The sequence below is a fragment of the Reinekea sp. genome, from assembly GCF_046710285.1.
Classification (GTDB): Bacteria; Pseudomonadota; Gammaproteobacteria; order Pseudomonadales; family Natronospirillaceae; genus Reinekea.
This window is the reverse complement of record NZ_JBKEGY010000009.1, coordinates 1-26,605: the sequence shown is the minus strand read 5'-3', so window position 1 is coordinate 26,605 and position 26,605 is coordinate 1. Positions and strand designations below refer to the sequence as shown.

The window sequence follows — 26,605 nt, the reverse complement described above, 5'->3', positions numbered from 1 at the left end:
GGGTTATCTAGCCGACCCTTCAGAGCTTGTCGTTTCCATTTCATTACTTTAAAAAGTACAAGCGCAACTGATCCAGGCCTAAACACAAAGCGAGCAACCCTTAGCTATAAATCAACTAATAGATATTGATCTATTCAAACCATAGAAAACATCTACTTAACTCTATGCTTACCAAGCAGTAACGTGAGCCTTCTTCTTGATATCAATACGGTCTTTTTACTATCGGCTCCACCTCAGTGAGCTCATAAGGTTAACCTATAGAATGACGGGCCGACCTTGCGCTTTCTAAGTTTACATTTTGATAATGGACCCCAGCTAGCTGCTCGCATTCGCTGAATGCGTCCAATTCAGCTAGGGTCTCTAGGTTAACGCCTGAGTCTTTCTCAACACGACAAACCTTCAAGCTGATGTCTTGCTCCAAATACGCAATGATTGACTCGCCCAAGTTGCTTTCATCTGCCAATAAAAAGCTAAATTCAAGGGAAGCGCTTAGCTTAGTTACCTCTTGTACCAGGGGCCCGGTGACCACGTGACGCTTTATGGTGATATTTTTGTGAGTCTCCTCTATTGCACATGAAATTCGATCTAATAATTCGTGTTTCAAATACTTATACAGACGAATTAGCTGAACTTGGTGGTTCGATAGCGTCGACGCATCTCCAAACTCGACTGGGTCTAACTCAAATTCAGTGACCAAATGTAACGTTGCATGCTGAGCGTCTAATAAGTCGAGAATAGATTTATACTGACCGCCAACCTTTAGAAAACCAATCACAGGCATAATTACGTTGATATTGTTCATTGGGTTTCTCCTATGTTGAACACAAAATCTATATTGGTTATATTCCCACATAAATAAAAATAGATAATTTTGATCTTATTCATAGATTAAAAGCTATATTGAGTGAGCTAACCAATGAATATCAATCGCTTAGGAACCCTGCGGCAATTCCAAATTTTGCTCGAAGTCTACAAATTAAGCTCAATTTCAAAAGCAGCCGTCAGTCTTGGTTTAACCCAGCCGACGGTTTCTATGCAATTGAAAAAGCTCGCAGATCAACATGACATTCAGTTATATAACCAAATTGGCAAGCGATTAGTTTTCTCCGATGCAGGGATAATGCTGGTGAATTCCGCCAAAATCATCGTTCATGAGCTTGAGACTTTACACAGCAACATGTCTCAAATGCATGGCTTAACCCGAGGAACGTTAAATTTATCCGTCGTTACCTCCGCTAAATACTTTATTCCCCACCTAATAGGTCCTTTTTGTCAACGTTATCCAAATATCGATGTACAATTAAATGTGGGCAATAGGGAACAAGCCGTCAATCGCTTAAAAAACGGCGAAGACGACTTATATGTTTTTAGCCATATTCCAAACGTAGAAAACATTGAAGCCATAAGATTTGCACCAAACCCCTTGATCCCCATTGTGTCTACGAACAACCCCCTAGCACGCAAGGCAAAAGTTAGTTTGTCTGAGCTATTAAAGCTCGACTTTTTAGTTCGTGAACCAGGTTCAGGAACTCGATTTGCAATCGATCAGCACTTTAAAGAACACAAGGTTAATAAAAAAATCAGAATGACCATTGAAAGCAATGAAGCCATACGGCATTGCGTCATGGAAGACTTAGGTTTTTCTATTTTATCTGAACATGCCTTAAGCTATGGCGGCGATGAGGGCGTTAAGCGGCTGACGATTGAAGACTTTCCAATCCTAAGCCAGTGGTCGTTTGTTTGGTCATCGACAATGAGCTTTTCACCCATTGCACGGGTATTTTTAGAATACATACGAACGGAAGGCCTGACGTTGCTACCTAAATTAAGCTAACAAAGCCTTAGGCTTAGTGCTTGCAATACTTATTAACGATAATGTTATTATGTCGACAACAATTATTAATAATCACTCACTTTTTAAAGGCTCTTTTATGACGATCGAACGATTTGAGACCAAGCAACGCATGAGTCGTGCGGTGGTGCACAACAACACCGTTTATCTATGTGGCCAAGTTGCCGCTGACGCATCCGCTGATATCACCGGCCAAACCGAAACAACTTTAGCAAAAATTGACGAGCTGCTAGCGTCTGTCGGAACCGACAAGACACGCTTACTGTCGGTTACCATTTACGTCAGTTCAATGGACCACTTTCAGGGCATGAATGCAGTTTGGGATGCATGGGTACCTGAAGGTTTAGCGCCCGCACGAGCTTGTGTTGAAGCTAAAATGGCTCGGCCTGAGCTGTTGGTTGAAATGAGTGTGATTGCGGCAGTATAAGCTTCAAATTGATTTAGGGGCATACTGCCCCTTTCCTCTTCAACAACAAATGAAAACAGATCTCTTCCCTCCGCTATAAATGCATTTCGGCAGATATAGACTATGCTTTACGTGTGTATGGTTTCAGGGCGATCAAAAGCAACACCACCGGCGCTACCGAAGTGTCTATCGTGCAAAGGAACTTGCTATCAAAAGCTTGAGTAAGAGGACTTCTATGCAAGCACCAGAAATACCTGAGAACGAAGCTGAGCGACTTCATGCCCTGCAAACACTAAAAATTTTAGATTCTTCGAATGAAGAGCGTTTTGACCGAATTACGCGTATGGCTAAGCGAATGTTTGGTGTGTCAGTCTCATTAGTGAGTCTGATAGATGAACATAGGCAATGGTTTAAGTCTAAACAAGGGGTAGATGTAACGGAGACTCCTCGTGACATTTCCTTTTGTGGTCATGCTATTTTAGAAGACGAACTCTTTGTTGTGCCAAACGTTATTGAAGATCATAGATTCTACGATAACCCTTTAGTTACAGCCGACCCTAATATTCGTTTTTATGCAGGCTATCCTTTAAAGCTGAGACAAGGCATCAATATTGGTACCTTGTGTATTATCGACGATAAGCCAAGAGATTTGGATGAAGAAGATAAGCAGTTATTACGTGATTTAGGTGGCATGATAGAACAAGAGATTCAAGCTATTGAGACAGCAACCCTAGATGAGCTGACGTTAATCTCAAATAGGCGTGGGTTTCTATCACTCGCAGAACACACGCAGAAATTTGCAAACCGAAAAGAGATGTCTCTTACAACTATATTTTTAGATTTAGACAAACTAAAAATCATAAACGATACCTATGGGCATCATGAAGGTGATTATGCTCTAAAAAAATTCGCCCAAGTACTCTTAAATACAATTCGGGAGTGTGACGTAGCCGGCCGATGGGGTGGAGATGAATTTATTGCTCTGTTAACCGATTCTAACGAGCAAAAGGTTCATTCCGTTTTAGAGCGCCTGAAGAAAAATTTAGATGAATTCAACTTATCCAGCAAGAAACCATTTAAAATTGAGTACAGTGTAGGCGTCGCTCACTTTCCTCATCACAGTGAGATACCACTAGAGGCCATGATAGAACAGGCCGATGCAGAAATGTACAAACATAAAAGGAGCGATACCAGTGAATAGTGCTTTACTTATTATAGACATGCAAAATGCCTTTATTGAAGAGTACTCCGATTCCCAAGTAATCAATGATACTTGCGAAGTTATAAACTATTGCAGCCAATTAATGAGAAACGCCGGACAAACGGTCATTCACATTCGGGACGTCAGTGAAGCCGATGAATTAACTGCGAATGATTTAAAGATTTATAACGAAATTACTGTAAAGGAATCTGATTTACACATAGAGAAAGAATACTCCAACGCTTTTTTCAAGACCAATTTAACAGATACTTTAAAAGATCTAGACATAGACTTTATCATTTTATGCGGCCAAGCTGCGGAACAATGTGTGGTCTTTACTTATAATGGGGCTAGCGAAGTTGGAATAACGGCGACCGTACTACAAGAAGGTGTTATGAGCCCTAAGCCCCTACGTGCCGAAATGTTAATGCAAGATCGAAATTTGATTTCTCACGCGGCTATTCGGGCGCTCATTCGAAAAACGCCCTAAATATAAACTATTTTTCTACCGTAAGTTATGGTGTGAAATAGATACGGTGGCTTACTCTAGTATTATCACCTTAGATCTCAAGCCACTCAGGCTAGGAATCTAAACACGATAATAATTCAACCTCTAAGTCATCACGAATACTGTCAGCGATGATTTCAATACGGCTTTCAAGGCACTCTTGTAAATCAGTTGCCGTCAACGCATCTGTTGTTAGGTTATAACCAATTAGGCCGTTATCGGTTATAAAAGACCCTTTCATTCGTTCTACCTTCAGGTCAGCTAAGAAGGAAAACAAACGACGGTGATTAAATATTTTATCCGCCGAGAAACGCCAGCCAATACTGCTGAACCCCTCGCCCTGATTTGTCGCTTTAATGAATCCGCATTCGGGTATCGGAAGGTCAGCTGCTAAGGTTTGACTATCGTGAGAGTGATGATGACTGGCGGCTGCTACAGAATCAGTCAGGTTACTACCTTGTAACAAAGACAAGTCGATTTCACCCTGTTGCGTAAACTCAATTTGTGCGCTTGCTTTGCCAATCGCTTTCACATAAGCCAATAAATTCGCTTGGTCCTCACCTTGATATAAATCTAATTTGTTGCCAATAATAATATCGGCCATGGCAATTTGTTGGTTAAATGTATCATGGCTGGTGTATCTCAGATCCGTTAGCTTTCGGGCATCGACAAGTGTTATAGTTTTCTGCAACAGAAGAGATTCTTTATAATGTTCTGACTTCAAAACTTGCAACACTTCCAGTGGATGACCAAGACCGGTTGGCTCAATCAATAATCTATCTGGTTTCGCTTTTAGAAGAAGCTGGTTCAATGCAACCTGCATGGGAACACCCGCCGCACAGCACATGCACCCGCCAGGCACTTCACGAATAAAAAAACCTTGCTCTTCCGATTGCTGACCTTTGAACAAGCTACCATCAATTCCAATTTCACCAAACTCATTAACTAAAATCGCCCAACGCTCAGCTTTGGGCTTTTGTTTCAACAAATGCATAATCGCAGACGTTTTACCTACGCCTAAAAAGCCCGTGATAATGTTTGTCGGTACCGCGTGAATTTGATGCTTGTTCATAGTGCGCTCTTTTACAGGAGTTAAAAAAATGGGAATTACAGCTCTATGTGATCAATAAAGACAAAAGGACCAATCATTCTATATGTTGCGTTGGGTAAGATACGGCCAACGTAGAAGCCATCGAAATCTTCTTGACGTGTTTTTAATACAAAGGCCATAATACTTCCCTACCTGTAGATTCATCAGTTCAGTTTAATGCTGTTATTTATCTTAGATCGCTTTTTTTCGGATGGCTAGTGACTTGGGGAGTATGATTAAAATACTTGGCAAAACCTGTCAGTAGCCTTTAGTGGCATAGTTGTTACTGTCAATTACATCGAAAGAAAGACTAGCACCCTCTATTGTAATTAATCTGCATAGGTTTTGAATATCTCAGACCTTATATCTTCTTCCAAAACTTTACGGGCTAATAAAATGGGTAAAAGGCCTAGAGGTAAAAAGAGAAGGTTTCCGAAGAAGACTAGCAAAAAACCAAATTTACTATATCCACCTTGCATCAAGGCAACCCCCACTAAACCAATGGTCAGAATTGCGATGCTAGCATAGGCCAAATTTATATCTAAGCCTCCTTCAACTACAGCAAAGTATAGTGCAAGGCACAATATCGCCAATACAATAATTGACCAACAAAGTAGCTTAGATACTCTCATAGCTTAGCTCCCTCCTCTAACGTAACAAGACGGGCCAAATTGGCCTTTAACTCTGCCAAACTATCTCCATCAAAAAGCCTATGAGGTATTTTTAGTCTCTTGTTCTGGTGATAAATTATTACTATTTTGTTTCGTAAAAATGAACAGCTTGAAATGTCATCAAGCTTCAAAAAAGCAGGGAATGCGATGGGTGAAGGCTTAATTTCAATATGTTGTTTGAAAATGGCAACGATGGGTTCTTCACAACATACGCAGTAGGTAAAGTAAAATGTTATCACTAATAGGCCAGGGCCGAGTCTAGCGAATGCCAACATATCTCTTTTATTGGCAATATCTAGAACCATAACAATGAAGAGTGAATGAACAATGAAGAATAATATCCAATGACGTACTTTATGATTTGAGTTGATAAAAAAACTAGTTGAGCTTTTTGGGTTAATCATATTCAATCCTTTTAAGTAAAAAGGGCTTCTTGCCCTAGTTTTTAGCTAAATTCATGTGCGTATATTACAGGTGTTTTACCTGAATTATTGTGACTATATTATCAGTTCTAAAGATCGGACACTTTTATCGCTATTAACGTGGTTAATGATAATTGGGCACACTGTGATCACTGTATAGCCAAGTATCAACATCCCGATTGAGCTTTACAATACCCCCAGGATAGTGAGTTTCAAAAAATCGAATGTTATCAATTACCTCACACTTATTCTGTACGATATGAGTCAGGTATTCAGACATGATATTTCGTCTGCTTTTAGTCATCAAGAAATATGACAGTGCCCATGAATTTGCGTAGTATTTTGATCTCATACTCCCCTTCCACTGTCCGTAATCAGCGGTCAATAAGTGGCGAGTAGCCAGCCTATTTTGTTTATTCCTTAAAAAACCTAGGTAGTATTCATTAATCGGCACAAAACTTGAATTCCCTAGTGTTTCTATGTGCTCAAAATACTCAGCAACACCTTCCGTAAACCAACCGCCCGCCCGCGCAAATTGCTTCGCTTGAATTGCATGCGTAATTTCGTGGAGCGTGGTCTGAATGGTTTGTTTGTCGTCACCTTGGTGCAAAACCATAATCTGATTAAGCCGACCTGAATAGAATCCATTGATACTTGAAGAACTTATGTCGGTATGTTGAATTCGATAATCATGAAATGCTTTGGAGTTGTTATAAATGGTAACCTGAAGGTGGGTTTTAGCCAAAACCTGGTTTGGCAGCAAACCTTCGATGGCTTTGATGACTGCTTTGCCTCCGTTTTCAGCCTTATTATTAAAATAGGGAGGAAAATTTCGACCTTTATAGTCGAAACTCAAAGAAAAATAGTCCTTTCGTGAATCGGGCAGAGTTTCATGCTTGTAGTCGCCAACATCAGGAGGCTGATCAGCAAAGTGAACAGTCCCATCTGAATCTCTCCAAGTGTAATACTGCCCCTGTTTGACAGCAACTACATCACTTTTGTCTATGCAGTTGATGCCGACAAAATTGGATTCAGATTCGATATTCGGCAACTTTAGATTTGGAACATTGCTTATGCTTGGAATAACTTCCTGTGAGGATAAAAGAGGTGAAATTTTATTCTCATAAATGTAGCTTAGATAATGGGTGGTACCCGTTACCTCTAAAACTAAAAAAATGGTAGTAAGCCATAAGACAATACGTAGAACGACTCTCATAATATTCCCCGCATAGACACTTGCTGTGTTATATCAATTAAAACTATATCCCTTTAGAAGCCTGCACTGGAAGCTTTTCTACTTTTCTTTGCCATGGTGTAGGTTGTTTCATTTTATATATAAGCAAATAAGGCACTTTTGTAGATTAACTTAGATGTAACGCTATTTTGGAGTGGATTTCAAATTGAATAGTCTAAAATCTGGGGTTATTTTAGGTTTTTCTTGATTGCTTTAGTGTTTCGTTGACTTAAGCAGTTACAAGGAAAAGGTGAATAGGTTCCCCCATTCACCTTTTTAGACTGGCATTAGCGTTGATTATACTCTCAATTTTCCTGTAATTGGCGACTCTCGAAACGTGCCTTCAACAAGAAGTAACCAACACCGGTGACTAATGAACCGGCGGCGATGGCTGCAACGTATAAAGCAACATGAGTAATCGCATTTGGAATAAATAAAACAAAGATGCCGCCATGTGGTGCCAATAATTCAGCATTGACCAACATGGATAGCGCGCCCGTTATCGCACCCCCGAACATCGCGACTGGGATTACACGCAATGGATCTTTTGCAGCAAACGGAATCGCACCTTCGGAGATAAAACATAAGCCGAGTACAAACGATGCTTTACCAGCTTCGTTCTCTGCAGAGGTAAAGTATTTCTTGCCCAAGAATGTTGCAATACCCATACCGATTGCAGGCGTCATTCCCGCTGCCATAACCGCTGCCATAGGAGCGTATGTTTGTGTCGCTAATAAACCTACTCCGAAGGTATAAGCAGCTTTATTTACTGGCCCACCTAAATCGAAGCACATCATAGCGCCAAGAATTAAACCAAGGCCAACTGCATTCGCTGATCCCATGCCTGTTAAGAAGTCCGTTAGCGCATTCATAATTGCCGCTACAGGCCCACCGACAATGTAGATCATCACCAAACCAGTGGCCAAAGTTGCCAACAATGGAATAATCAAAATTGGTTTTAATGCTTCCATTGTTGATGGTAGCGAAATTTTTTCAGCTAAAAACTTGGCACTGTAACCGGCCAAAAAACCAGCTGCGATACCACCTAAGAAACCTGCACCGATGGAGCTGGCCAACATACCTCCGACAAGGCCGGGGGCTAATCCTGGCCGATCTGCAATTGAAAACGCAATGTACCCAGCGAGCACTGGAATCATTAACGCAAAGGCAGATCCACCACCTATTTGCATCAGCGCGGCAGCGAGCGTGCCTTCAGTTTTAAATGCTTCAATACCAAAGATAAATGAAAGAGCAATGATCAAACCGCCAGCAACGACCACGGGCAACATGAAAGACACTCCCGTCATCAAGTGTTTATACGCCCCAGTTTTTTCCTTTTTGAATCCACTTGCCGCATCTGCTTCTTGGGTGCTTTCAACAGTAGCTTCATTAATCGCGGTCTCAATCACTGCATCAGATTTTTTAAGCGCATTCCCTGTACTGGTACGGTAGATACGCTTACCTGAAAACTGTGTCGTATCAACCTCGATATCAACGGCCAGTATAACCAAATCAGCTTGAGCAATATCATCGCTGGTCAGTTTATTTTCGGCTCCAATTGAACCGCGAGTTTCAACTTTGATCGAATGTCCCTTCGCTTCAGCAGCCGTTTTTAAAGCCTCAGCTGACATAAAGGTATGTGCCACCCCTGTAGGGCAAGCAGTTACAGCGACGATATTTAACGCATCCATTGAAATTACCTCTTTTACTCTTGTTATTGTTGGTTTATGTTTTGTGTTAGAAAGAAACGCTTGGTTTGCCGTTCCATTCGGTTTGAAAATATTTTAGCCAGTGATAGTACCCATTAATGCAGAGGTCACTCCCCAGCTAAAGATTCGAATGTCAGTGGCGTCAACGTCACTTCGCGTTGTAAATCTTTAAGGCGATTCATATCGACAATACCAACACCTACTTGCTCCACGGCATGCGCCGAAATTGCCGCCGCCCGTTCCAAAGTTTGTTTTGGGCTTTCGCCTCGAGCAAGACCATAGGCTAGGCTGGCAACAAGACTGTCGCCCGCGCCGACCGTACTGACCATAGATACTTTTGGTGACGTCACATGGTAAATGGCATTTTCGCCATACCAACGAAAGCCATTTTTACCATCAGACACAACCACCTGCTTAATACCATAGGACTGCAATTTCAAAGCGGCTCTCTGTTCATCTTGAATGTCATTGACTGGACGTCCGAGCCATTGTGCAAGTTCTTCACGATTCGGTTTCACCATGGTCGGACCCGCCTTTACGGCTTCAGAAAATGCTTCGCCGCTGGTATCTAAAATGGTTAAACAACCCAGCGTTTTTACTTGGCTAATTAAATCAGCGTAAATAGATTGACTGATTCCGCATGGCAAACTTCCTGAAAAAACGACCACTTTGAACTGCTCGGCTAAATTAAAGACGGTTTGTCTAAATCGCGCTAAGGTATTGGAGCTGATATCAATACCAGGCAAATTTATATCCGTTGTGCGCTGGTTACTTTCGGTCAATTTAACATTAATGCGCGTATTGCCCGCTTCGCGACAAAACTCATTCCTAATATTTTTTTCACGAAAAAGATCTGTAAACGCCTGTTCATTGCTTGCGCCTAAAATACCTGTCGCTGTCACATTCATTTGCAAGTCAACTAACACTCTAGCAACATTGATACCTTTACCAGCGGCATGAAGTGTGCCGTGCTGTGCAATATTCACTTCGCCCAAATGAATAATCTCAGTGTTTACTGTGAGATCGAGCGCCGGGTTAAGCGTTATGGTCAATATCTTGTTGTCATTCATGCTGTCACTCCCGTACGATCTAAAGCTCGGATCGCCTCGGTGCTTTCCGCGTCCAAAGCTGCCGTCGCAAGTATCTTAGCTTGGGAACTATCTATGCTGCGAATCTTCGCTTTTATTTGAGGAATAGCAGTTTGTGACATACTCAATTCACGTACACCTAACCCCAGTAAAATCACGGCCGCTAAAGGGTCTGCTGCGAGCTCACCACAAACACCAACCCAAATATCGTTACGTTTGGCTGCATCAACCGTGGTTTTAATTAAACGTAAAATTGCTGGGTGAAGAGAATCGGCTTGCTTAGACAACACTGGATGGCCGCGATCCACCGCCATGGTATACTGAGTTAAGTCGTTGGTACCGACTGAGAAGAAGTCCAATTCTTTCGCGAATACGTCAGCCATCAACGCGGCACTTGGCACTTCAATCATCATGCCTAGCTCTAGTTGAATACCTGGATACTCCTCAGCAACTTCGTTATAAATCTCTTTGATTGCACGCCATTCTGTAATGTCAGAAAGCATCGGAAACATGATCCGCAATAAGCCTCGGTCTGCGGCCTCAAACAAAGCACGTAATTGACGCTTCAACATATCAGGATATAACAAGGATAAACGAGCACCACGCACACCTAAAAATGGATTCTCTTCCTGAGGCATTGCTAGATAGGGTAATGGCTTATCACCACCGACATCTAAAGTACGCACAATAAGTGGTTGATTTTCGGTCGCCATGGCATCCAATGCCGCTTTATATTCCGCGACTTGCTGCTCATGAGTTGGCTCCTGAGGATGAGCCATATATAAAAATTCAGACCGGAATAGGCCAACACCTTCGGAGCCAAAGCCCAAACTATCTTCTACTTGGCTAGAGCTTGATATATTTGCAACCACTTCAATGTTGACACCGTCAACAGTAGTAGCCGGCAAAAAACGATCCTCGAAAGCGCGTTCATATTCAGCTTTACGCTGCTTCTGTTCCTCACGTAAACCGTTAAGTGCCGAGTCGGATTCAACCGCCATAAAATAGCGATTATCACAGTCGACGACCAAAGGTGTGCCATCGGCAATGTTTAAAACGACCGGACCACAACCAACCAATAACGGAATGCCAGCAGCTCTGGCTAGAATAGCCGCATGTGAAGTCACTCCTCCTTTAGCAGTAACAATGGCTTGAACAATATTTTTATCGAACTTCACTACATCCGACGGATTAATTTCATCGGCAATTACAATGTGCGGCTGAGCTTCTGTCGATTGCTCTTGTTGTCCAGTTAAAATCATCATCAACTGGTAACCCAGATCGCGATAATCACTGGCACGTTCAGCAAGTAATGCCTCAGAATGTTGCTCCAACGACGCTGCAATTCCTTCAACCGAAGCCATCCAAGACCATTCCGCAGTTTTGCCAGAGGAAATAAATTCCTGCGTCGCTTCAACAAATTCAGGATCATCCAATAACTCAATGTGCATGGTTAGAATTTGCATCTTGGCTTCATTAGTTTCGTGTGCCAATGAACCCTTTAATGTCTTATTTAGTTGCTGCAAGGCATCTTGAAAACGTTTGGATTCGTCAGGTCGATTTTCACTGTTTTCAGGATAGCTAAAATCTTGTTTAATTTTTACGCGTGCAGTACCTATGGCCAATCCAGGAGCGCCACATAATCCAGAAATTTTTTCATTGTATTCAACGCGCTCTTGAGCAGGCGCTTCAACAACGGTTGATGAAACCTGGGGAGAATGATCCACTGGAATTGGTTTAACTTCGTCACCCAATCCTTCAGAGACAGCAGTACTTAATTGGCGCAGTGCAGATTGCGGATCATCACTCTTAGTAACAGTAAAACGCATGAGATCACCATGCGAAAAACCCAAACCAATTAATCGCGCAACGCTAGTACCAAGCACCGCACCGTCATTACCGTCAAGATTCTCTACCCATATGTCGGCGTTCAATTGCTTAATGAGTTTTGCCAAATGCGATGCTGGGCGAGCATGTAATCCTTGCTCAATCGGCAGGCGTATTTCAATAGACTCGCCTTCCAAAGCCTCCATTTTTAGCAAACGTAATAACTTGTCAGCATTTTTCTCAGTCGTCAATTGGGACAGTTTTCCATCCCGCTGTAACTGTAAAAGACGATCATATAAGGGCTTGTGAACTTTACCGTTTGATGTAAGTGACAAAAGGATATTAAACGGCCCTGATGCCTCTTGAACCGTCGCTTGGCTTGAAACAATGGCCAGCGCAGGTCGCAAATTTGTAGTTTTGACCGTGTTAATCCAAACACCTTCACCAAAATCTAGTGCTTCGCTGTTAATCAATTCGTCACGCTCTTGCGTTGAACAGAGCCCTTGTGCAAACAACGCAGAGGCAGCCAATGAAATAGCTTCAGTCACATACTGGACATCCACATTGGTACGAATTAAGTGAGTATCCATGTGCAGCGTAGGTTCGAACTGTTCGCCCTTTAAAATGCTTAGCACTTCAGCTACTTGCTCAGTTTTATGCAGTCGCTCTGACAGCTCATCATTCACGATGACATGCGTTAATTGACGCAATATCGTCAGGTGCTCATCCGATTTCGCGGCAATACCAATGGCGGTATATACGATTTGGCCATCGCCCCAGTCAATACCCTGCTTAAAGCGTAGAACTTTTATGCCGGTTTTTAACACTTGATCTTTCGTTTCGGGGGTTCCATGCGGAATCGCTATTCCATTACCCAAGTATGTAGATGTTTGAGTTTCACGAACGTGCATCCCCGCCTCATAGCCAGGTGCCACCATACCATCGGCAACCATGTCCGCTACGATCAGTGAGATCGCTACCGATTTATCTGCAGCCTCTGCATCGAGTCGGATATCCGAGCTTTTTAGTTCCAACATAATATACTCACCTAATTCTTGTTTTGCTGTATCGATTTAGCAAGCATACTGAATCCATTTAGCAAAAAGTTCAACCTCTATTTCGTAACAAAACGTATGAAGTACCTAAAAGCACTGATACATATCAACTTTCATCCTCATTTTAAGTCTGTACATGGTCAGTAGATAAGAAAATAAGGTTTGTCTTGCTGAATGGATTCAGTACTATTACTGCTCTTCCTGTATGACATTTGAGAACCTATCAGTAATGGCCAACCCATTGAATCTAGAAGATATCGCCAAGCTCGCTGGCGTTTCTAAAACCACGGTCAGCAGTGTACTGAACGGAAAAGCCGACAAATATCGCATTAGTAAAGCGACTCAAGCTAAGGTATTGGCTGTAGCTGAGCAAAACAATTACCAACCCAACCATTCTGCAGCCGCACTAAGACGCGGAAAGAGCCATTCTGTTGGCTTCATCGTGCCAGATTTCGAAAACCGCAGTTATTTACGAATAGCCGCACGGCTCGAGAAATTAGCACGTCATAATGGTTTTCAGCTCATCATTGCTTCTTCCGATGACAATCCTGAAAACGAAAAGCAAGCGGCGCAAATGTTGATATCTCGTGGCGTTGATGCACTTTTAGTATCAACTTGCTTGAACGATTTCACCCCTTATCGACGGTTTTTAGCCGCTGGCACGCCGATCATCTCTCTTGACCGAGCCATGACAGAGGAATTCTCAAACGTAATCAGCGATGACCGCCAAGGCGCACGAGCTTTAACACAAGCCTTAGCGTTAAAAGACACGACGAGTGTTTGCCTTATTGGCGCTATGAAAGACCTAGAAATTAGCCAATTGCGACAAGCTGGCTTCTACGACGCACTAAAAAATACACCAGAAATAAAAGGCCGTTGCTTTTATGGCGAACATTTTGATGCCGCCAGTGGTGCGGCCGCGTTTGCTCAAGCATTAAAGGCACATAACGGATTACCACCCGCCCTTATTTGCACCTCCTACAGCTTGCTTGAAGGTGTTATTGAAACCTTGCAGCGAGATTTTCGTGAAGTTTTTAGCATACAACCAACGCCCATCCAATTAGCGACCTTTGGTAACAGCCGTTTACTCGACTTCTTACCAATCCCGGTTGTATCATTACCTCAACAATATGAACAAATTGCCGAGTCTTCTTGGATGCTAGTTCAACAAGCGATTGAAAATAGCTATCAACCACAAAAAATAGTTATTCGTCGCAAACTGCTGCATCACCTTCGGTAACGCACAACATGGCAAACTAAAGTCGATCTTCAGAGTTACTTTAGACTGTAAACCCAACGGCGTAGAAGCTACCAGCCTACTCAAGTCGCACAAAACCATGATGCTTTGCACAAGGTCGAACAATGCTTAGTTAGAGTAGAACCGAATCGCAGTAAAATGATGGCGTTTATTGTAAGCGATCAAATAAACACATCTTTACGCTCACTCATTAGCTGTATTAGTTACGATACCTTACAGACACAAAAAAGCCCAAACTCTTAATGAATTCGGGCTTTTAGGGACATTCTAGAACTTCCTAAAACATCATATTGGTGGGGCGGCGGGAACTGAATTAACGATATAAACTATTGTTTTATAACAACTTATTAAATATAAAAACAGACCAGTACCACTAACGGTACCACTAAAACTAAAAGTCACCCCTTAAAACCAAACAATTCGGTCAATCCTATCGCTTACCAATAAGACCACCTTCTACCTATAACATCCACCAAATTTAAGTTAATCTATCTCTATTACTTAAGTCATCATTTAGGAAGTTCTTTACTATGACAGCCCTACAACAAATTCTCGACGCATACCGCACCAACTCACAGACTGAGCGCGAGAAAGGCACCTATTTTGAAGAGTTAATTCGTACCTATTTTCGCCACGAAGCAACCTATGCCGATTTATATAGTGATGTCTGGTTATTTGGTGATTGGGCAAAGGCTCACCCTGAATTCAACATTAGCGCAAAAGATACCGGTATTGATCTTGTAGCCCTGACCCGAGGCTCTGGTGAATATCATGCGATTCAATGTAAATGCTATGCCGAAGACTACCGTTTACAGAAACGCGATATAGACAGCTTTTTCACAGCCTCAGGGCAAAAGCCTTTTTCACATCGTGTGATTGTTACGACCACAAACAATTGGAGTGACAACGCAGAAGCTTCAATGTTCAACCAACAACCACCCGTTACCAAAATAGATTTACATGATTTAGAAACCAGCCAAATAGATTGGTCGCAATACAAACCCGATCAAGCGCCAGTGTTGAAACCTAAGTTTGGCCCACGGCCACATCAAGAGACTGCAATCAATGCGGTTATAGCTGGCCTTAAAACCGAAGATCGCGGCAAGCTTATTATGGCATGTGGTACAGGTAAAACATTCACCAGTTTAAAAATTGCCGAACAGTTAGCCGGTAAAGGTAAGCGCGTCTTGTTTTTGGTTCCTAGCCTTTCCCTGCTCTCTCAAACCTTAACTGAATGGACTCAACAAAGCGTAACGCCGTTGCATAACTTTGCCGTTTGCTCCGATAGTGATGTGGGCAAGAAACGTAAAAAAGATGACGATGCAGTTCAAACCTTTGCACATGAATTGAGATACCCCGCCACAACACAGGCCGATAAGCTTGCACAAGAAATAGACAAACGGCACGACAATGCCCACATGAGCGTTGTTTACTCTACTTACCATTCAATAGATGTAATCAGCAAAGCACAGCACCAATTTAACTTAGCAGATTTCGACCTAATCATTTGCGATGAAGCCCACCGTACCACCGGCTCTAAATTTACTGGCGAAGATGAGAGTAATTTCGTAAAAGTCCATGATGGTGATTTTATCAAAGCTGCTAAACGCCTATACATGACAGCGACCCCTCGTATTTTTGGTGACAGCGCCAAAATTAAAGAAGAACAAGGCGAAGTTGCCCTGTTCTCTATGGACAACGAAAAACATTACGGGAAAGTATTACACACCATTAACTTTTCTGAGGCCGTTAGCCGTGGGTTATTGTGTGACTATAAAGTCATTGTATTAACCGTTGAAGAATCCCACATTAACAAACGCCTTCAAGGTCTATTATCAGACGAAAATAACAGTTTAAAAGTTGATGATGCCGCCAAAATTATTGGTTGTTGGAAAGCGTTAAATAAGCAAGGCATGGAAGCCGATTTAGGTGACGATACCAACCCTATGAAGCGCGCAGTCGCCTTCTGCCAAGTGATTGAACCTAACGCCAGCAAAGCAGCCAAAACTCATAAAGTAAGCTCAAAACAAATCTCGAACATGTTTCAAGAGGTTGTTGAAGCTTACCAAGAAGCTGAACTCGAACATGGCCGTGAACACGGAACGCTTTTCTGTGAAGCGTCTCATATCGACGGCAGCATGAATGCAACAGCCAAAGAGCAGCAGATTAATTGGCTAAAAGCCGATACTCCCGAAAATACCTGCCGAATCCTAAGTAATGTTCGTTGCTTATCTGAAGGTGTAGACGTACCCGCTTTAGATTCGGTTTTATTCCTAACCCCTCGTAACTCTCAGGTTGACGTTGTTCAATCCGTTGGCCGCGTTATGCGTAACGCACCGAATAAAAAGCTTGGCTATGTAATATTACCGGTTGTTATACCCACCGGCATGGAGCCACATGAAGCCTTAAACGACAACAAAACTTATAAGGTTGTATGGGAAGTGCTACAAGCACTTAGATCACACGATGACCGCTTTGATGCGATGATCAATAAGCTAGACCTCATTGGTAAAGACAACAAAAAAATGGAAGTTATCGCCATTACCGATGATGTTCAAAAACGCAGTGATAATACAAGCAAAAACAAGAAGAAAGGCAGCGACGCTAAAGGCCAATTTGGCATAGGTGAAAACCACCCAGATTATAAAGCACCTGAACAAGCGCAGCTTCAATTTGAAGTTGGGGAGTTAGAACGCGCCTTATATGCAAAAGTGGTTAAAAAGTGCGGCAACCGTAACCACTGGGAAACGTGGGCGAATGATATCGCCAAAATAGCCAATACCCATATTGACCGTATAACCAATATTGTTAACGACGATTCACACCCCGAAAGCCAAAAAGCCTTTAAGAGCTTTGCCGATGAATTGCGCGACGACCTAAACGACAGCATTACCGATGAAGAAGTAATCGAAATGCTCGCGCAACACCTTATAACCAAGCCGGTATTTGATGCTTTGTTTGAAGGCTATAGCTTTGCGAGTAACAACCCCGTTTCAAAAGCAATGCAACACGTTCTCGACGTACTAGAAGAACATCAACTCGATAAAGAAGCTGACACCTTAGAAAAGTTCTATGCCAGCGTAAAAATGCGCGCAGAAGGAATTAACAATGCTGAAGGCAAACAGAAAATTGTTGTTGAGCTATACGATAAATTCTTTCGCAACGCTTTCCCTCGTATGACGGAACGCCTAGGCATTGTTTACACCCCAGTGGAAGTGGTGGACTTTATCATTCACAGTGTTAATGGCTTACTTCAACAAGAGTTTGGTCAAACATTGGGCAGTGAAGGTGTGCACATTATTGACCCATTCACCGGCACAGGCACCTTTATTACTCGATTACTGCAAAGCGGCCTAATCAAAAAAGAGCAGCTTGCTCACAAATATAAAAATGAAATTCACTGCAATGAAATTGTATTGCTGGCTTACTACATTGCAGCGATAAACATTGAAGCGGTCTACCACGCTATTTTACATGACGGCGATAAAGTAAGGGAACACGCCTATGAACCCTTTGAAGGCATTTGTTTAACTGATACCTTTCAGCTTTATGAAAAGGAAGATCTTGTAAGTGAGTTATTGGCTGATAATAGTGATCGTCGAAATCGCCAAAAGAATTTAGATATACGCGTTATTATGGGCAATCCCCCGTATTCATCAGGGCAAACCAACGCTAACGATAATAATGCTAATATTAACTACAAAACCTTAGATGGACGTATTCGAGACACCTATGCGGCGCATTCGAAAGCAACCTTAAAAAACAGCCTTTACGACTCTTATATTCGAGCAATTCGTTGGGCAAGTGATCGCATAGGTACTTGCGGGGTTATAGGTTTTGTGACTAATGCAGGTTTTTTAGAAGCAAATGCATCTGATGGTTTACGAAAGTGCTTGAGTGAAGAGTTCAGCTCAATATATGTTTTTCATTTACGTGGCAATCAACGAACTTCTGGCGAGTTGAGCCGAAAAGAAGGAGGAAAAATATTTGGTAGTGGAAGCCGTGCTCCGATAGCCATAACAATGCTTGTTAAAAACCCCAATGCCGAAGCGTTTGGAAAAATCTATTTTCATGATATTGGCAACTATCTAACACAAAACCAAAAACTCGAGATAGTCGCTGACTTTAAGAACACAACGGAAATGACTAAAGCTGGTGTTTGGCGAATCATCAAACCAGACGTTCACCATGACTGGATTAATCAGCGAGACTCTACATTTAACAAATTCGTAAAAATAGGGGATAAAAAGGGCGAAAATAAAATTTCTATATTTTCAAATTATTCGAGAGGTGTCATGACATCAAAAGATGCTTGGCTGTTTAACTTCTCAGCTGAAAAGCTAACCACCAACGCTAGTGGTATGGTGAAATTCTATAATGAAGAACTAGAACGGTTTGTAAATAAAAATAACAATTTGAAAGGAAAAGATTTTTTTAGCCATGATCCAGCTAAAATTTCATGGGATGGTGAGTTATTAGTCAAATGCGAAAAAGGAAAGCGCATACAATTTGATAAGAAAAAAGTTATACCTTCAATTTACAGACCTTTTACCAAGCAATATTTTTACTCCGATAATGACGTAAATTTACGACTCTACCAGATGCCCAAGATTTTCCCAGCGGAATACCAAAATACCGTCATCTGGATTACAGGGGTTGGCGCATCAGTGCCATTCTCAACTTGGGCAAGTGACACTATTTGTAGTCTTCAACAAGGTCCCGCAGCAGTTCAACACTTCCCTCTCTACCTCTACGAAAAAATAGAAGATGATAAAATCGATTTTGGTGAAAGTGGTGAACTATTCACCAGTGAGCCCCAAGCTACTGACGACAATGGCTACGTGAAAAAAGACGGCATAAGTAATGAAGGCTTAACCCATTTCGAAAAAGCCTATCCAAATGAAAGCATCAGCAAAGAAGATATTTTCTACTATGTGTATGGCTTGTTGCACTCTCTTGAATACCGAGATTGCTACGCAGATAACCTAAATAAAGAACTACCACGAATCCCCTGTGTTAAAACAGCGAATGGCTTTTGGGGCTATTCTCAGGCCGGACGGGACCTTGCCGAGCTTCACTTAAACTATGAAACTGTTCAAAAGCATCCTGTAACTTTAGATTGTGGCAAGCGCGCTATATCAGAACTCAGTGCGCAAGAGTATTACGTTAAAAAGATGAAGCACCCTAAGGTTAAAAACGATGAAGGCAAAAGCGTTAATGACCTTAGCACCGTAATCTATAACGAATTCATCACAGTGCGAGATATTCCTATAGAAGCCTACGAATACGTTGTAAATGGCAAACCCGCTATTGAATGGGTTATAGAGCGCCAAGCTGTTACCACGGATAAAAAGAGCGGTATTGTGAACGACGCTAACGACTGGGCAATTGAAACCATGAACAACCCGAAATATCCTTTGGAGCTTTTACAACGAGTAATCACCGTTAGTTTAGAAACGATGAAAATAGTGAAAGACCTACCTAAGTTGGATATTGATTAATAAAAGAAGGAAGTAGCATGAACATATGGGGCATACATATGGGTGAAAAGGTAGGTGCTTCACCCATCGACAACAAATACATTGCAATTGGCTGGCATCAGTTAGGTAATTTAGATCAATATGCGAACTCGCGGGATGAACTTAAAGACGCTCTAAGTCTTACTTACCCTAACATCAAAAAAGGCGCTATCCCTCAAAATGCAGGTGTCCTATTTCGATTCGTCAATGAAATGAGAGAAGGCGATATCGTTGTTTACCCATCAAAAGATAGAGATGTGAACATTGGCCGCATAGTTGGCGAGTATATCTATGTTGAAGACAATGAATACGACTACCCCAACCAAAGAGCGGTTGAATGGATTGGCAGCTTTTCTAGAAATGAGTTCAGCCAATCTGCCTTATATGAAATTGGCTCTGCCTTAACACTTTTTTCGGTTAAAAGTCATGCCAATGAGTTTTTAAGTAAAGTCGGGCTCACTATCGAAAGCGAAAAAACCGCCGATAGTGAAATTGAAGTTATCGACGATGATAGTGTGACCGAAAGTATATCCAATCAAGCACAGCAAACTACTGAAGACTTCATAATAAAACAGCTAACTAACAATTTGGACGGTTACGAGTTTGAACATTTTGTTGCACATATGTTGGAGTGTATGGGCTATAAGGCGCGAGTGTCGTCAAAATCAGGAGACGGAGGGGTTGATGTAATCGCCCATAAAGATGAACTAGGCTTTGAGCCACCAATTATTAAAGTACAGTGTAAAAAATCTATAAACTCCAATGGCGAGCCTGAGGTAAATCAGCTATTAGGGGCACTTGGGGAGGGGGAATACGGGCTTTTTGTAAACTTAGGCTCTTATTCCAGGCCCGCTCGATTACTAGAGAGAAATAAAGCTAAATTACGATTAATTGATGGCGATGAACTGGTTGATCTGATATTGGAAAACTACGCCAAACTGTCACCCAAATACAGGGTGCTATTACCTTTAAAACAGATTTATGTGGCTGATTTATCGTAGATATTTTTAAAAGGAACTTAAAGCATGGCGGCACAATACTCAAATAAGCAGTTTTTCAGAAAAACACCAAATACTTATCTTAGCCAGTATTTTGCCGCTAAAAACGTTTTAGCAGACCTTAACTTGGCTGATTTCAAGGAAACGGACGTTGAACCTATTCAATTAGCTCTTAACACTCTACCCGATAGCGAAGTAGCGAGCATTGAGGCTGAATTTCAAGATATAAGCGCTCTTGCATGCGAAGGAGGTATTGCGGCCTTAGTAGACGAAGCCGCCTTCTTCAATGACAAGCCATTTATTGAAAGCATTGCTGATATTGATGGTTTTCATGCCAAAGCCATTTGGGCATTTTTGCACAAACCACAATATTGGCGGGGAGCTTCACGTTTTTTACATGCTGACAACGTGAGTGCGTCATATTGGAAGAAACGCCATGATTTACCTCATGTTTCGCCACTGGTTGAAACCGAAAACATAGAGGCTTTAGCTGAGTCCATTAGTGAATATTTTCATACTAAAGAAGGTCGAGGTAAAAACTGTATTGTTGAACCTTATCGCCGCAATGATAAAGAGTATTTCTTTGCCTACCCTGAAGACTTCGCACAATCAGCCATTGAATGGGTAGGTGGTTCACTTAAAAATCAGGCTCACCACCCCGCTTTTGAAATTATATTTGTATACAGTGAAAGTGAAGGCTCACTCGATATTTACGCACCGCGAAACACTAAAGCTATTGAAGACCTTCAGGCCATGTTTGCGAAGCATATTCTTAACTTAGGCACATTGAGCAAAGGCAAAATCGATAAGCGCGTATATGAGCTTGCGCCGGTGGTTGAACAAGACTTCAAATTTCAGATTGAACCAACTTCAGGTATTGCACGGGTATTGGTGGCACGGCTTAGAGTGACACTGAAGAATGACAACAAAAAGCGCATCATAGTTGAGGCCGATGCCTATAAGAACGAAAATGCGGTTTATGACCTGTTGGCCGAATTGAAGTTACCTCCTTATTTTGTTACCCAAGTTACCATCAAGGTCATATTTGAGCCCATTGGCAACGCAAAAGCTAAGACAAAGAGCGTTAATATCACCTACCCCAATTCATGCGCTTTGAACCACGACGGAAACGATTTAAAAATTCGCCAAATGCTTGCCCAATCGGGCTTAGAACCAAAAGCATTGGAAAAATAAGCCACTATGGATATTCATATCATTCTTAGCACCTTGATAACTTGTTTAAACGACTCACAGAAGCCCGTTTACATTGGTTATGATGAAGTGCAAGAATGGCAAGAAAGTGCTCTAGAAACCCTAGTAAACAGCAAGTTACTCACAAAAACTATAGTTGCCCAATCGCTTCAATGTTTTGGCTGTGAAAACCACTGTTATATGCCTATAGATTACTCAGAATCACACGATAGAGCTTTTATTGTTTGCGATGACCCAGAAAAGCAAAGCCAAATGGGGCGAATAAACATACCTTTAGAGCGGCTTGCCCAGTGGCAAACCAGTGCAAAACTATTTGCAAAGGCCTTAATCAAGCTGCTGAGGCTAGAGACTAAACCCGAATTCAACAGTGTCAGCAGCTTTTATTCTCTAGGCTTTGTAAGGGGCATTAAAGGGCGGCGTATTGCGAGCCTAAACACTCACCCACTCGAACTTGTCATAAATCACAATCACCAAGCCTTAATTGAGCTAATTTACTTTGAAAACGGCAGTCTTACGATTGACCTGAACTCCTTAAAGCAGTTGGCCAATGCCGATCCTCATAAGGGCAAAAAATACGACCCTAACGTGGACCGCCAACTTGAACGCAAGCAAAAAACCCAAGCCATGTATAAAGATTGGCAAGATGCCTATCTCAAGCTTTCTAAATCCGACCCAACTAAGCCCGACTCTTGGATTGCAAATCAAATATCAAAACAGGACATAGCACAGGGAAAGTCACCCGAAACAATACGAAAGAACATGAAATAATCCAAATAATTGGGCGGAAATTTTGCGCACAACTAACCCTTTGATTTCGTTGAATATTTCGGCCAATCCTCGCCTATCACTACCAAGTTTTTTATACAAAAAACGCCTTCTGCCTGCATAGTTCGGCACTAAGTAACTGAAAGCCAGACCCTATTTTCGCCCAAATCGCACAGTCACGATTCAACCTCATTCCTAAGAACGACCATGAGGTTTCACAATGACACACACTATTTTAAGACTTCCCGAAGTAAAAACACGTACTGGCCTTTCACGCAGCAGCATTTATTTGCGCATGGCAAACAATGAGTTTCCTAAACCTATTTCGCTTGGTGGGCGCGCTGTAGGGTGGGTCGAGCATGACGTAGATGACTGGATTGTAGAACGCATTGAATTAAGCCGGTTAAACGACCATGAGTAATTACAATCCTAATTTGGTGAAAATAAACCGTAGCTATACCTTTGAGGAACTAGCAACGGTTTATGGTATCCATAAAAACACCGTTGCCAGTTGGGTGAAAAACGGTTTGCCATGCCTCAAAGATATGCGCCCGTTTCTTATTCTGGGTGCAGAAGCTAAGGCCTATTTACAAAATAAACGGGGACAAAACAAGCAAAAATGCAAGCCGAATCAATTGTATTGTATGCGCTGTAAAGCACCCAAAATGCCCCTCGACAACTTCGTTGAATATTCGCCTATGACAACCACCAAAGGCCTATTAACCGGCTTCTGCAGTCACTGTGATTGTGTTGTGAATAAGTTTATTGGGGTGAAGAGTTTAAAAGACTATTCCAATATTTTTGACTTAAAAATCCCGATAGCAGCAAACAACATAAACGATAGTAACAACCCTCTCTAAAACAGTGACATTGATAAGTGAGTTATTCCTATGAAAAAGTACAACGCAAACAACGAACGAATTAAACGAAAATACTTAACTTTTTTGAAGCAGGCGAAGGGGCAAAATGAAGCCTCTATCGACACCGTGGCTAAGGCCATTATTCGTTTTGAAGAATACAATCAATTTAAGGATTTCAAAGCCTTTCATTTTCAACAAGCGATTAACTTTAAAGCATATCTTGCTAAACAGAAAAACCTTAACACGGGGCAACCACTTAGCCTTGCAACCTTGCATGGAACCACTCGCCATTTAAAAGCATTCTTTCAATGGCTATCGCAAGAGGTCGGCTATAAATCGCGAATAAAGTACTCAGATGCCGAATACTTTAATATTTCCGAAAAAGAAACCCGCACCGCTAAAGCAAAGCGTCAAAAGCCGGTGGCGACCATTGAACAAATAAAACATACCCTAAACCTAATGCCGTTTGAGACTCCAATTCAAAAACGTGATAAAGCCATAATCGCGTTTACTTTGCTTACTGGTGCGCGGGATAGTGCCATTGCTTCACTAAAACTAAAACACGTCGATTTAAGTACCGATATGCTCTATCAAGATGCACGGGAAGTTAATACCAAGTTCAGTAAAACCTTTCACACCTACTTTTTCCCTGTTGGCGATGAGGTTCGAGCTATTGTTGATAACTGGATAACCTACTTAAAAAATGATCTTTTGTTTGGCAATGAAGACCCGCTGTTCCCAAAAACCGAAATAGGACTTAGCAAAGCTTCAAACTTTGAAGCAACGGGGTTATCTAAAGATCATTGGAGTAGCGCGGCAACCATTCGTAAGATATTCAAAGCAGCATTTACTGCCGCCGATCTACCCACGTTCAACCCCCATAGCTTTCGCAATACCTTAGCCGCATTAGGTGAGGCCTTGTGTCAATCGCCCGAAGAGTTCAAAGCATGGAGCCAAAATTTAGGCCATGAGGGCGTGCTAACAACGTTCTATAGCTATGGTGATGTTCAAGTAAGTAGACAGGCCGAACTGTTTAAACAATTCAAAGAGCCTAGGACAAGCGCTGCCAACCCTTCCGTTACTGAGTTAGCTAAGGCTTTAGCAAAAGAAATGGCAACTCAACATGCTTAATTGGCGGCCTTCACAAGTGAAAGGGATTTTTTACTGGCTAAACTCATATTACCGGCTGCGGCTTTTTCAATATATTCACTCCACCAGCACATCATGGGAATACGGCGCTTTATGTATTCAGAACGGTTATAGGCATTTCGTACTTCATTATCACCAACGTGAGCAAGCGCGGCTTCTACAATATCACCATCAAAGCCTTGTTCGTTTAGAGTAGTACTCGCTAGCGACCGTAAACCATGTGCAACTAACTGCCCATCAAACCCCATACGCTTAAGAGCAACGTTGGCGGTAGAGGCATTCATGTGTTTGTGGAAGTTTCGATCTGAAGGGAACACAAAAGGTGATTTACCGCTAATTGGTCGCATTAACTCAAGTAACGCGAGGCTTTGAGGCGATAACGGCACGGCATGGGCTTTCTTTTTCTTCATTCGCTCTGCCGGTATGTTCCATAGGCCATTGTCTAAGTCTAATTCATCCCATCGTGTGCCAGCGGCTTCACTTGGCCGAACCATTGTATGCAATTGCCATTCAATCAAACAACGGGTGGTTATTTTGATACTCGCAACCGATAGAGCCGCCATGAGTGTGGGTAGTTGATCTGGTTTTAACGTTGGTAAGTGCTTCTTAACTGGCGTTTGGAAAGCTTTATTTATACCTGTTAAAGGGTTGGCTTGAAGTAAGCCGGTATTCACTGAATAAACCATAATTTCATTTAAACGCTGACAAAGCCGTTTTACCGTTTCAAGACTACCACGCATAGCAATAGGTTTGATTGTATCTATCGTTTTTATCGCTGAAATTTTGTGTATAGGTAATTTGCCCAGTGTTGGAAATATGTGAAGTTCTAGTGAACGCCAAGTATCTTGCGAGTGGCTTTCTGATACTGTGCTCTTCTTAACTTCAAGCCATTGGGCGGCAATGTGCTCAAGAGTGTTGCTATTCGCAGTGGCGTTTTTCAGCTCTAATTCGGCACGGTGTTCTTTTGGGTCAATATTTTGAGCGAGTAGCGCTTTCGCGGCGTCTCTTTGTTTTCGAGCTTCAGCTATCGATACGCTAGGGTAACTACCAAAACTAAGCGTGGTTCGCGTCTTTGTGAATGGACGGTAGTAATCTAAAAACCAGAGTTTTGATCCGTTAGGTTTAACTCGAAGTTGTAAACCACCCCCATCAGACAACTTATAAACTTTGTCTTTCGGTTTAGCTTGTTTAACTTCAGTATTTGTAAGGGGTTTAGTGATTCTAGCCATTTTAGGGGTACCAGCTTTAACGATTCCTATACAGTACCCCTAAACGTACCCCTAAAACAATAGGATTCTATTAGACCCCATAGAACCTTACAGGCACAAAAAAGCCCAACAACCTAGGGTTTATCGGGCTTTCAGGGATGTTTGAGCATTACCTAAAACATCATATTGGTGGAGGCGGCGGGAATCGAACCCGCGTCCGCAAATCCGCCACTCGCGGTCCTACATGTTTAGTCACTTCTTTAATTTACCCTTGCCGTTACCGAAGGACAGGTGCGACTCGGGGAGCCAGGGATTAAATTGTCGGTGATCCGGCCTTGGCAACCTTTTCACTTATCTTGAATATTTGACAGTCAGTAGGCCCGTTCAAGCACAGACCAGTGACCGCCGGATCCGAGGATCCAGTTTTGAAGAATTATGCGGCTAGCGCGTAACCTTCGAAGTTGTCATCATTTGCAACTATTAGTTTGCAGCTTTCGATTTACGTGTTTCGCTACCAACACGACATGCACCTGGAGCTTAGTAATCCACGTCGAAGCCAGGTCGCCCCCTTTA

At 42.1% G+C, this 26,605-nt stretch carries 22 protein-coding genes and 1 other RNA gene; 12 read left to right on the top strand and 11 right to left on the bottom strand.

Annotated elements, in window-relative coordinates:
- Positions 1 to 250: 250 nt before the first annotated feature.
- On the bottom strand, positions 251 to 802 hold the full coding sequence (locus ACI882_RS08165; protein WP_411742870.1) for a hypothetical protein: 552 nt from the start codon (positions 800 to 802) through the stop codon (positions 251 to 253).
- Between the two features lie 114 nt (positions 803 to 916).
- Here ACI882_RS08165 and ACI882_RS08160 point away from each other — a divergent pair, with 114 nt between their 5' ends.
- The 4 genes from ACI882_RS08160 (at position 917) to ACI882_RS08145 (ending at position 3,949) form a co-directional block, all read left to right on the top strand.
- Positions 917 to 1,834: a LysR family transcriptional regulator gene (locus ACI882_RS08160; RefSeq protein WP_411742869.1), complete on the top strand. Its 918-nt coding sequence runs from the start codon at positions 917 to 919 to the stop codon at positions 1,832 to 1,834.
- A gap of 97 nt (positions 1,835 to 1,931) precedes the next feature.
- Positions 1,932 to 2,279: a RidA family protein gene (locus tag ACI882_RS08155; protein ID WP_411742868.1), complete on the top strand. Its 348-nt coding sequence runs from the start codon at positions 1,932 to 1,934 to the stop codon at positions 2,277 to 2,279.
- Positions 2,280 to 2,493: 214 nt separating this feature from the next.
- A complete protein-coding gene (locus ACI882_RS08150; protein ID WP_411742867.1) occupies positions 2,494 to 3,459 on the top strand; it encodes a sensor domain-containing diguanylate cyclase in 966 nt (321 codons plus the stop codon).
- Positions 3,452 to 3,949 (top strand): cysteine hydrolase family protein, encoded by a 498-nt coding sequence (locus tag ACI882_RS08145; protein ID WP_411742866.1) that lies wholly within the window; start codon positions 3,452 to 3,454, stop codon positions 3,947 to 3,949. Before ACI882_RS08150 ends, ACI882_RS08145 begins: the two co-directional genes overlap by 8 nt.
- A 91-nt stretch (positions 3,950 to 4,040) precedes the next feature.
- Here ACI882_RS08145 and ACI882_RS08140 read toward each other — a convergent pair whose 3' ends face one another.
- The 8 genes from ACI882_RS08140 to ptsP all read right to left on the bottom strand — a co-directional run bounded on the left by ACI882_RS08140 (position 4,041) and on the right by ptsP (position 13,045).
- A complete protein-coding gene (locus tag ACI882_RS08140) occupies positions 4,041 to 5,039 on the bottom strand; it encodes a CobW family GTP-binding protein (RefSeq protein ID WP_411742865.1) in 999 nt (332 codons plus the stop codon).
- A 35-nt stretch (positions 5,040 to 5,074) separates the two neighbouring features.
- A complete protein-coding gene (locus ACI882_RS08135; RefSeq protein ID WP_411742864.1) occupies positions 5,075 to 5,197 on the bottom strand; it encodes a hypothetical protein in 123 nt (40 codons plus the stop codon).
- Positions 5,198 to 5,386: 189 nt separating this feature from the next.
- The gene (locus ACI882_RS08130; protein ID WP_411742863.1) at positions 5,387 to 5,689 is read right to left on the bottom strand and encodes a hypothetical protein; all 303 of its coding nucleotides are present in this window, start codon (positions 5,687 to 5,689) and stop codon (positions 5,387 to 5,389) included.
- Complete coding sequence (locus ACI882_RS08125) at positions 5,686 to 6,132, bottom strand: hypothetical protein (protein ID WP_411742862.1); 447 nt, start codon at positions 6,130 to 6,132, stop codon at positions 5,686 to 5,688. The genes ACI882_RS08130 and ACI882_RS08125 overlap by 4 nt, the downstream gene beginning before the upstream one ends.
- A 142-nt stretch (positions 6,133 to 6,274) precedes the next feature.
- Entirely contained in the window at positions 6,275 to 7,366 is a 1,092-nt protein-coding gene (locus tag ACI882_RS08120; protein WP_411742861.1) for a DUF1570 domain-containing protein, read from the bottom strand.
- A gap of 323 nt (positions 7,367 to 7,689) precedes the next feature.
- On the bottom strand, positions 7,690 to 9,075 hold the full coding sequence (locus ACI882_RS08115; RefSeq protein ID WP_411742860.1) for a fructose-specific PTS transporter subunit EIIC: 1,386 nt from the start codon (positions 9,073 to 9,075) through the stop codon (positions 7,690 to 7,692).
- Positions 9,076 to 9,200: 125 nt separating this feature from the next.
- Positions 9,201 to 10,163 carry a 1-phosphofructokinase gene (gene pfkB / locus ACI882_RS08110; RefSeq protein ID WP_411742859.1) on the bottom strand — a complete coding sequence of 321 codons (963 nt, stop codon included), beginning with the start codon at positions 10,161 to 10,163 and terminating at the stop codon, positions 9,201 to 9,203.
- Positions 10,160 to 13,045 carry a phosphoenolpyruvate--protein phosphotransferase gene (gene ptsP / locus ACI882_RS08105; RefSeq protein ID WP_411742858.1) on the bottom strand — a complete coding sequence of 962 codons (2,886 nt, stop codon included), beginning with the start codon at positions 13,043 to 13,045 and terminating at the stop codon, positions 10,160 to 10,162. Before ptsP ends, pfkB begins: the two co-directional genes overlap by 4 nt.
- A 247-nt stretch (positions 13,046 to 13,292) precedes the next feature.
- Between ptsP and ACI882_RS08100 the strand changes: the two genes are divergently transcribed.
- The 8 genes from ACI882_RS08100 (at position 13,293) to ACI882_RS08065 (ending at position 24,806) form a co-directional block, all read left to right on the top strand.
- Complete coding sequence (locus ACI882_RS08100; protein WP_411742857.1) at positions 13,293 to 14,303, top strand: LacI family DNA-binding transcriptional regulator; 1,011 nt, start codon at positions 13,293 to 13,295, stop codon at positions 14,301 to 14,303.
- A gap of 548 nt (positions 14,304 to 14,851) precedes the next feature.
- The gene (locus ACI882_RS08095) at positions 14,852 to 19,822 is read left to right on the top strand and encodes a DEAD/DEAH box helicase (RefSeq protein WP_411742856.1); all 4,971 of its coding nucleotides are present in this window, start codon (positions 14,852 to 14,854) and stop codon (positions 19,820 to 19,822) included.
- 17 nt (positions 19,823 to 19,839) lie between these two features.
- Complete coding sequence (locus ACI882_RS08090) at positions 19,840 to 20,841, top strand: restriction endonuclease (RefSeq protein WP_411746265.1); 1,002 nt, start codon at positions 19,840 to 19,842, stop codon at positions 20,839 to 20,841.
- A gap of 24 nt (positions 20,842 to 20,865) precedes the next feature.
- Positions 20,866 to 22,032: a hypothetical protein gene (locus ACI882_RS08085; protein WP_411746264.1), complete on the top strand. Its 1,167-nt coding sequence runs from the start codon at positions 20,866 to 20,868 to the stop codon at positions 22,030 to 22,032.
- A 6-nt stretch (positions 22,033 to 22,038) separates the two neighbouring features.
- Positions 22,039 to 22,818 carry a hypothetical protein gene (locus ACI882_RS08080; RefSeq protein ID WP_411746263.1) on the top strand — a complete coding sequence of 260 codons (780 nt, stop codon included), beginning with the start codon at positions 22,039 to 22,041 and terminating at the stop codon, positions 22,816 to 22,818.
- A gap of 217 nt (positions 22,819 to 23,035) precedes the next feature.
- Complete coding sequence (locus ACI882_RS08075) at positions 23,036 to 23,236, top strand: helix-turn-helix transcriptional regulator (RefSeq protein ID WP_411746262.1); 201 nt, start codon at positions 23,036 to 23,038, stop codon at positions 23,234 to 23,236.
- Positions 23,229 to 23,675 carry a helix-turn-helix domain-containing protein gene (locus ACI882_RS08070; RefSeq protein ID WP_411746261.1) on the top strand — a complete coding sequence of 149 codons (447 nt, stop codon included), beginning with the start codon at positions 23,229 to 23,231 and terminating at the stop codon, positions 23,673 to 23,675. The genes ACI882_RS08075 and ACI882_RS08070 overlap by 8 nt, the downstream gene beginning before the upstream one ends.
- A gap of 30 nt (positions 23,676 to 23,705) precedes the next feature.
- Entirely contained in the window at positions 23,706 to 24,806 is a 1,101-nt protein-coding gene (locus tag ACI882_RS08065; RefSeq protein ID WP_411745052.1) for a tyrosine-type recombinase/integrase, read from the top strand.
- Here ACI882_RS08065 and ACI882_RS08060 read toward each other — a convergent pair.
- Both ACI882_RS08060 and ssrA read right to left on the bottom strand, forming a co-directional pair.
- Positions 24,803 to 26,053: an integrase domain-containing protein gene (locus ACI882_RS08060; protein WP_411745053.1), complete on the bottom strand. Its 1,251-nt coding sequence runs from the start codon at positions 26,051 to 26,053 to the stop codon at positions 24,803 to 24,805. The two genes, ACI882_RS08065 and ACI882_RS08060, sit on opposite strands and share 4 nt — an antisense overlap.
- A gap of 166 nt (positions 26,054 to 26,219) precedes the next feature.
- Positions 26,220 to 26,601, bottom strand: a transfer-messenger RNA (tmRNA) gene (ssrA, locus tag ACI882_RS08055).
- Positions 26,602 to 26,605 lie beyond the last annotated feature (4 nt).

Coding starts and splice junctions, on each gene's coding strand:
- ACI882_RS08100 (WP_411742857.1), top strand. CDS start 13,293: ATGGCCAACCCATTGAATCTAGAAGATATCGCCAAGCTCGCTGGCGTT.
- ACI882_RS08165 (WP_411742870.1), bottom strand. CDS start 802: ATGAACAATATCAACGTAATTATGCCTGTGATTGGTTTTCTAAAGGTT.
- ACI882_RS08120 (WP_411742861.1), bottom strand. CDS start 7,366: ATGAGAGTCGTTCTACGTATTGTCTTATGGCTTACTACCATTTTTTTA.
- ptsP (WP_411742858.1), bottom strand. CDS start 13,045: ATGTTGGAACTAAAAAGCTCGGATATCCGACTCGATGCAGAGGCTGCA.
- pfkB (WP_411742859.1), bottom strand. CDS start 10,163: ATGAATGACAACAAGATATTGACCATAACGCTTAACCCGGCGCTCGAT.
- ACI882_RS08095 (WP_411742856.1), top strand. CDS start 14,852: ATGACAGCCCTACAACAAATTCTCGACGCATACCGCACCAACTCACAG.
- ACI882_RS08115 (WP_411742860.1), bottom strand. CDS start 9,075: ATGGATGCGTTAAATATCGTCGCTGTAACTGCTTGCCCTACAGGGGTG.
- ACI882_RS08150 (WP_411742867.1), top strand. CDS start 2,494: ATGCAAGCACCAGAAATACCTGAGAACGAAGCTGAGCGACTTCATGCC.
- ACI882_RS08065 (WP_411745052.1), top strand. CDS start 23,706: ATGAAAAAGTACAACGCAAACAACGAACGAATTAAACGAAAATACTTA.
- ACI882_RS08135 (WP_411742864.1), bottom strand. CDS start 5,197: ATGGCCTTTGTATTAAAAACACGTCAAGAAGATTTCGATGGCTTCTAC.
- ACI882_RS08090 (WP_411746265.1), top strand. CDS start 19,840: ATGAACATATGGGGCATACATATGGGTGAAAAGGTAGGTGCTTCACCC.
- ACI882_RS08085 (WP_411746264.1), top strand. CDS start 20,866: ATGGCGGCACAATACTCAAATAAGCAGTTTTTCAGAAAAACACCAAAT.
- ACI882_RS08080 (WP_411746263.1), top strand. CDS start 22,039: ATGGATATTCATATCATTCTTAGCACCTTGATAACTTGTTTAAACGAC.
- ACI882_RS08075 (WP_411746262.1), top strand. CDS start 23,036: ATGACACACACTATTTTAAGACTTCCCGAAGTAAAAACACGTACTGGC.
- ACI882_RS08060 (WP_411745053.1), bottom strand. CDS start 26,053: ATGGCTAGAATCACTAAACCCCTTACAAATACTGAAGTTAAACAAGCT.
- ACI882_RS08130 (WP_411742863.1), bottom strand. CDS start 5,689: ATGAGAGTATCTAAGCTACTTTGTTGGTCAATTATTGTATTGGCGATA.
- ACI882_RS08070 (WP_411746261.1), top strand. CDS start 23,229: ATGAGTAATTACAATCCTAATTTGGTGAAAATAAACCGTAGCTATACC.
- ACI882_RS08140 (WP_411742865.1), bottom strand. CDS start 5,039: ATGAACAAGCATCAAATTCACGCGGTACCGACAAACATTATCACGGGC.
- ACI882_RS08155 (WP_411742868.1), top strand. CDS start 1,932: ATGACGATCGAACGATTTGAGACCAAGCAACGCATGAGTCGTGCGGTG.
- ACI882_RS08125 (WP_411742862.1), bottom strand. CDS start 6,132: ATGATTAACCCAAAAAGCTCAACTAGTTTTTTTATCAACTCAAATCAT.
- ACI882_RS08160 (WP_411742869.1), top strand. CDS start 917: ATGAATATCAATCGCTTAGGAACCCTGCGGCAATTCCAAATTTTGCTC.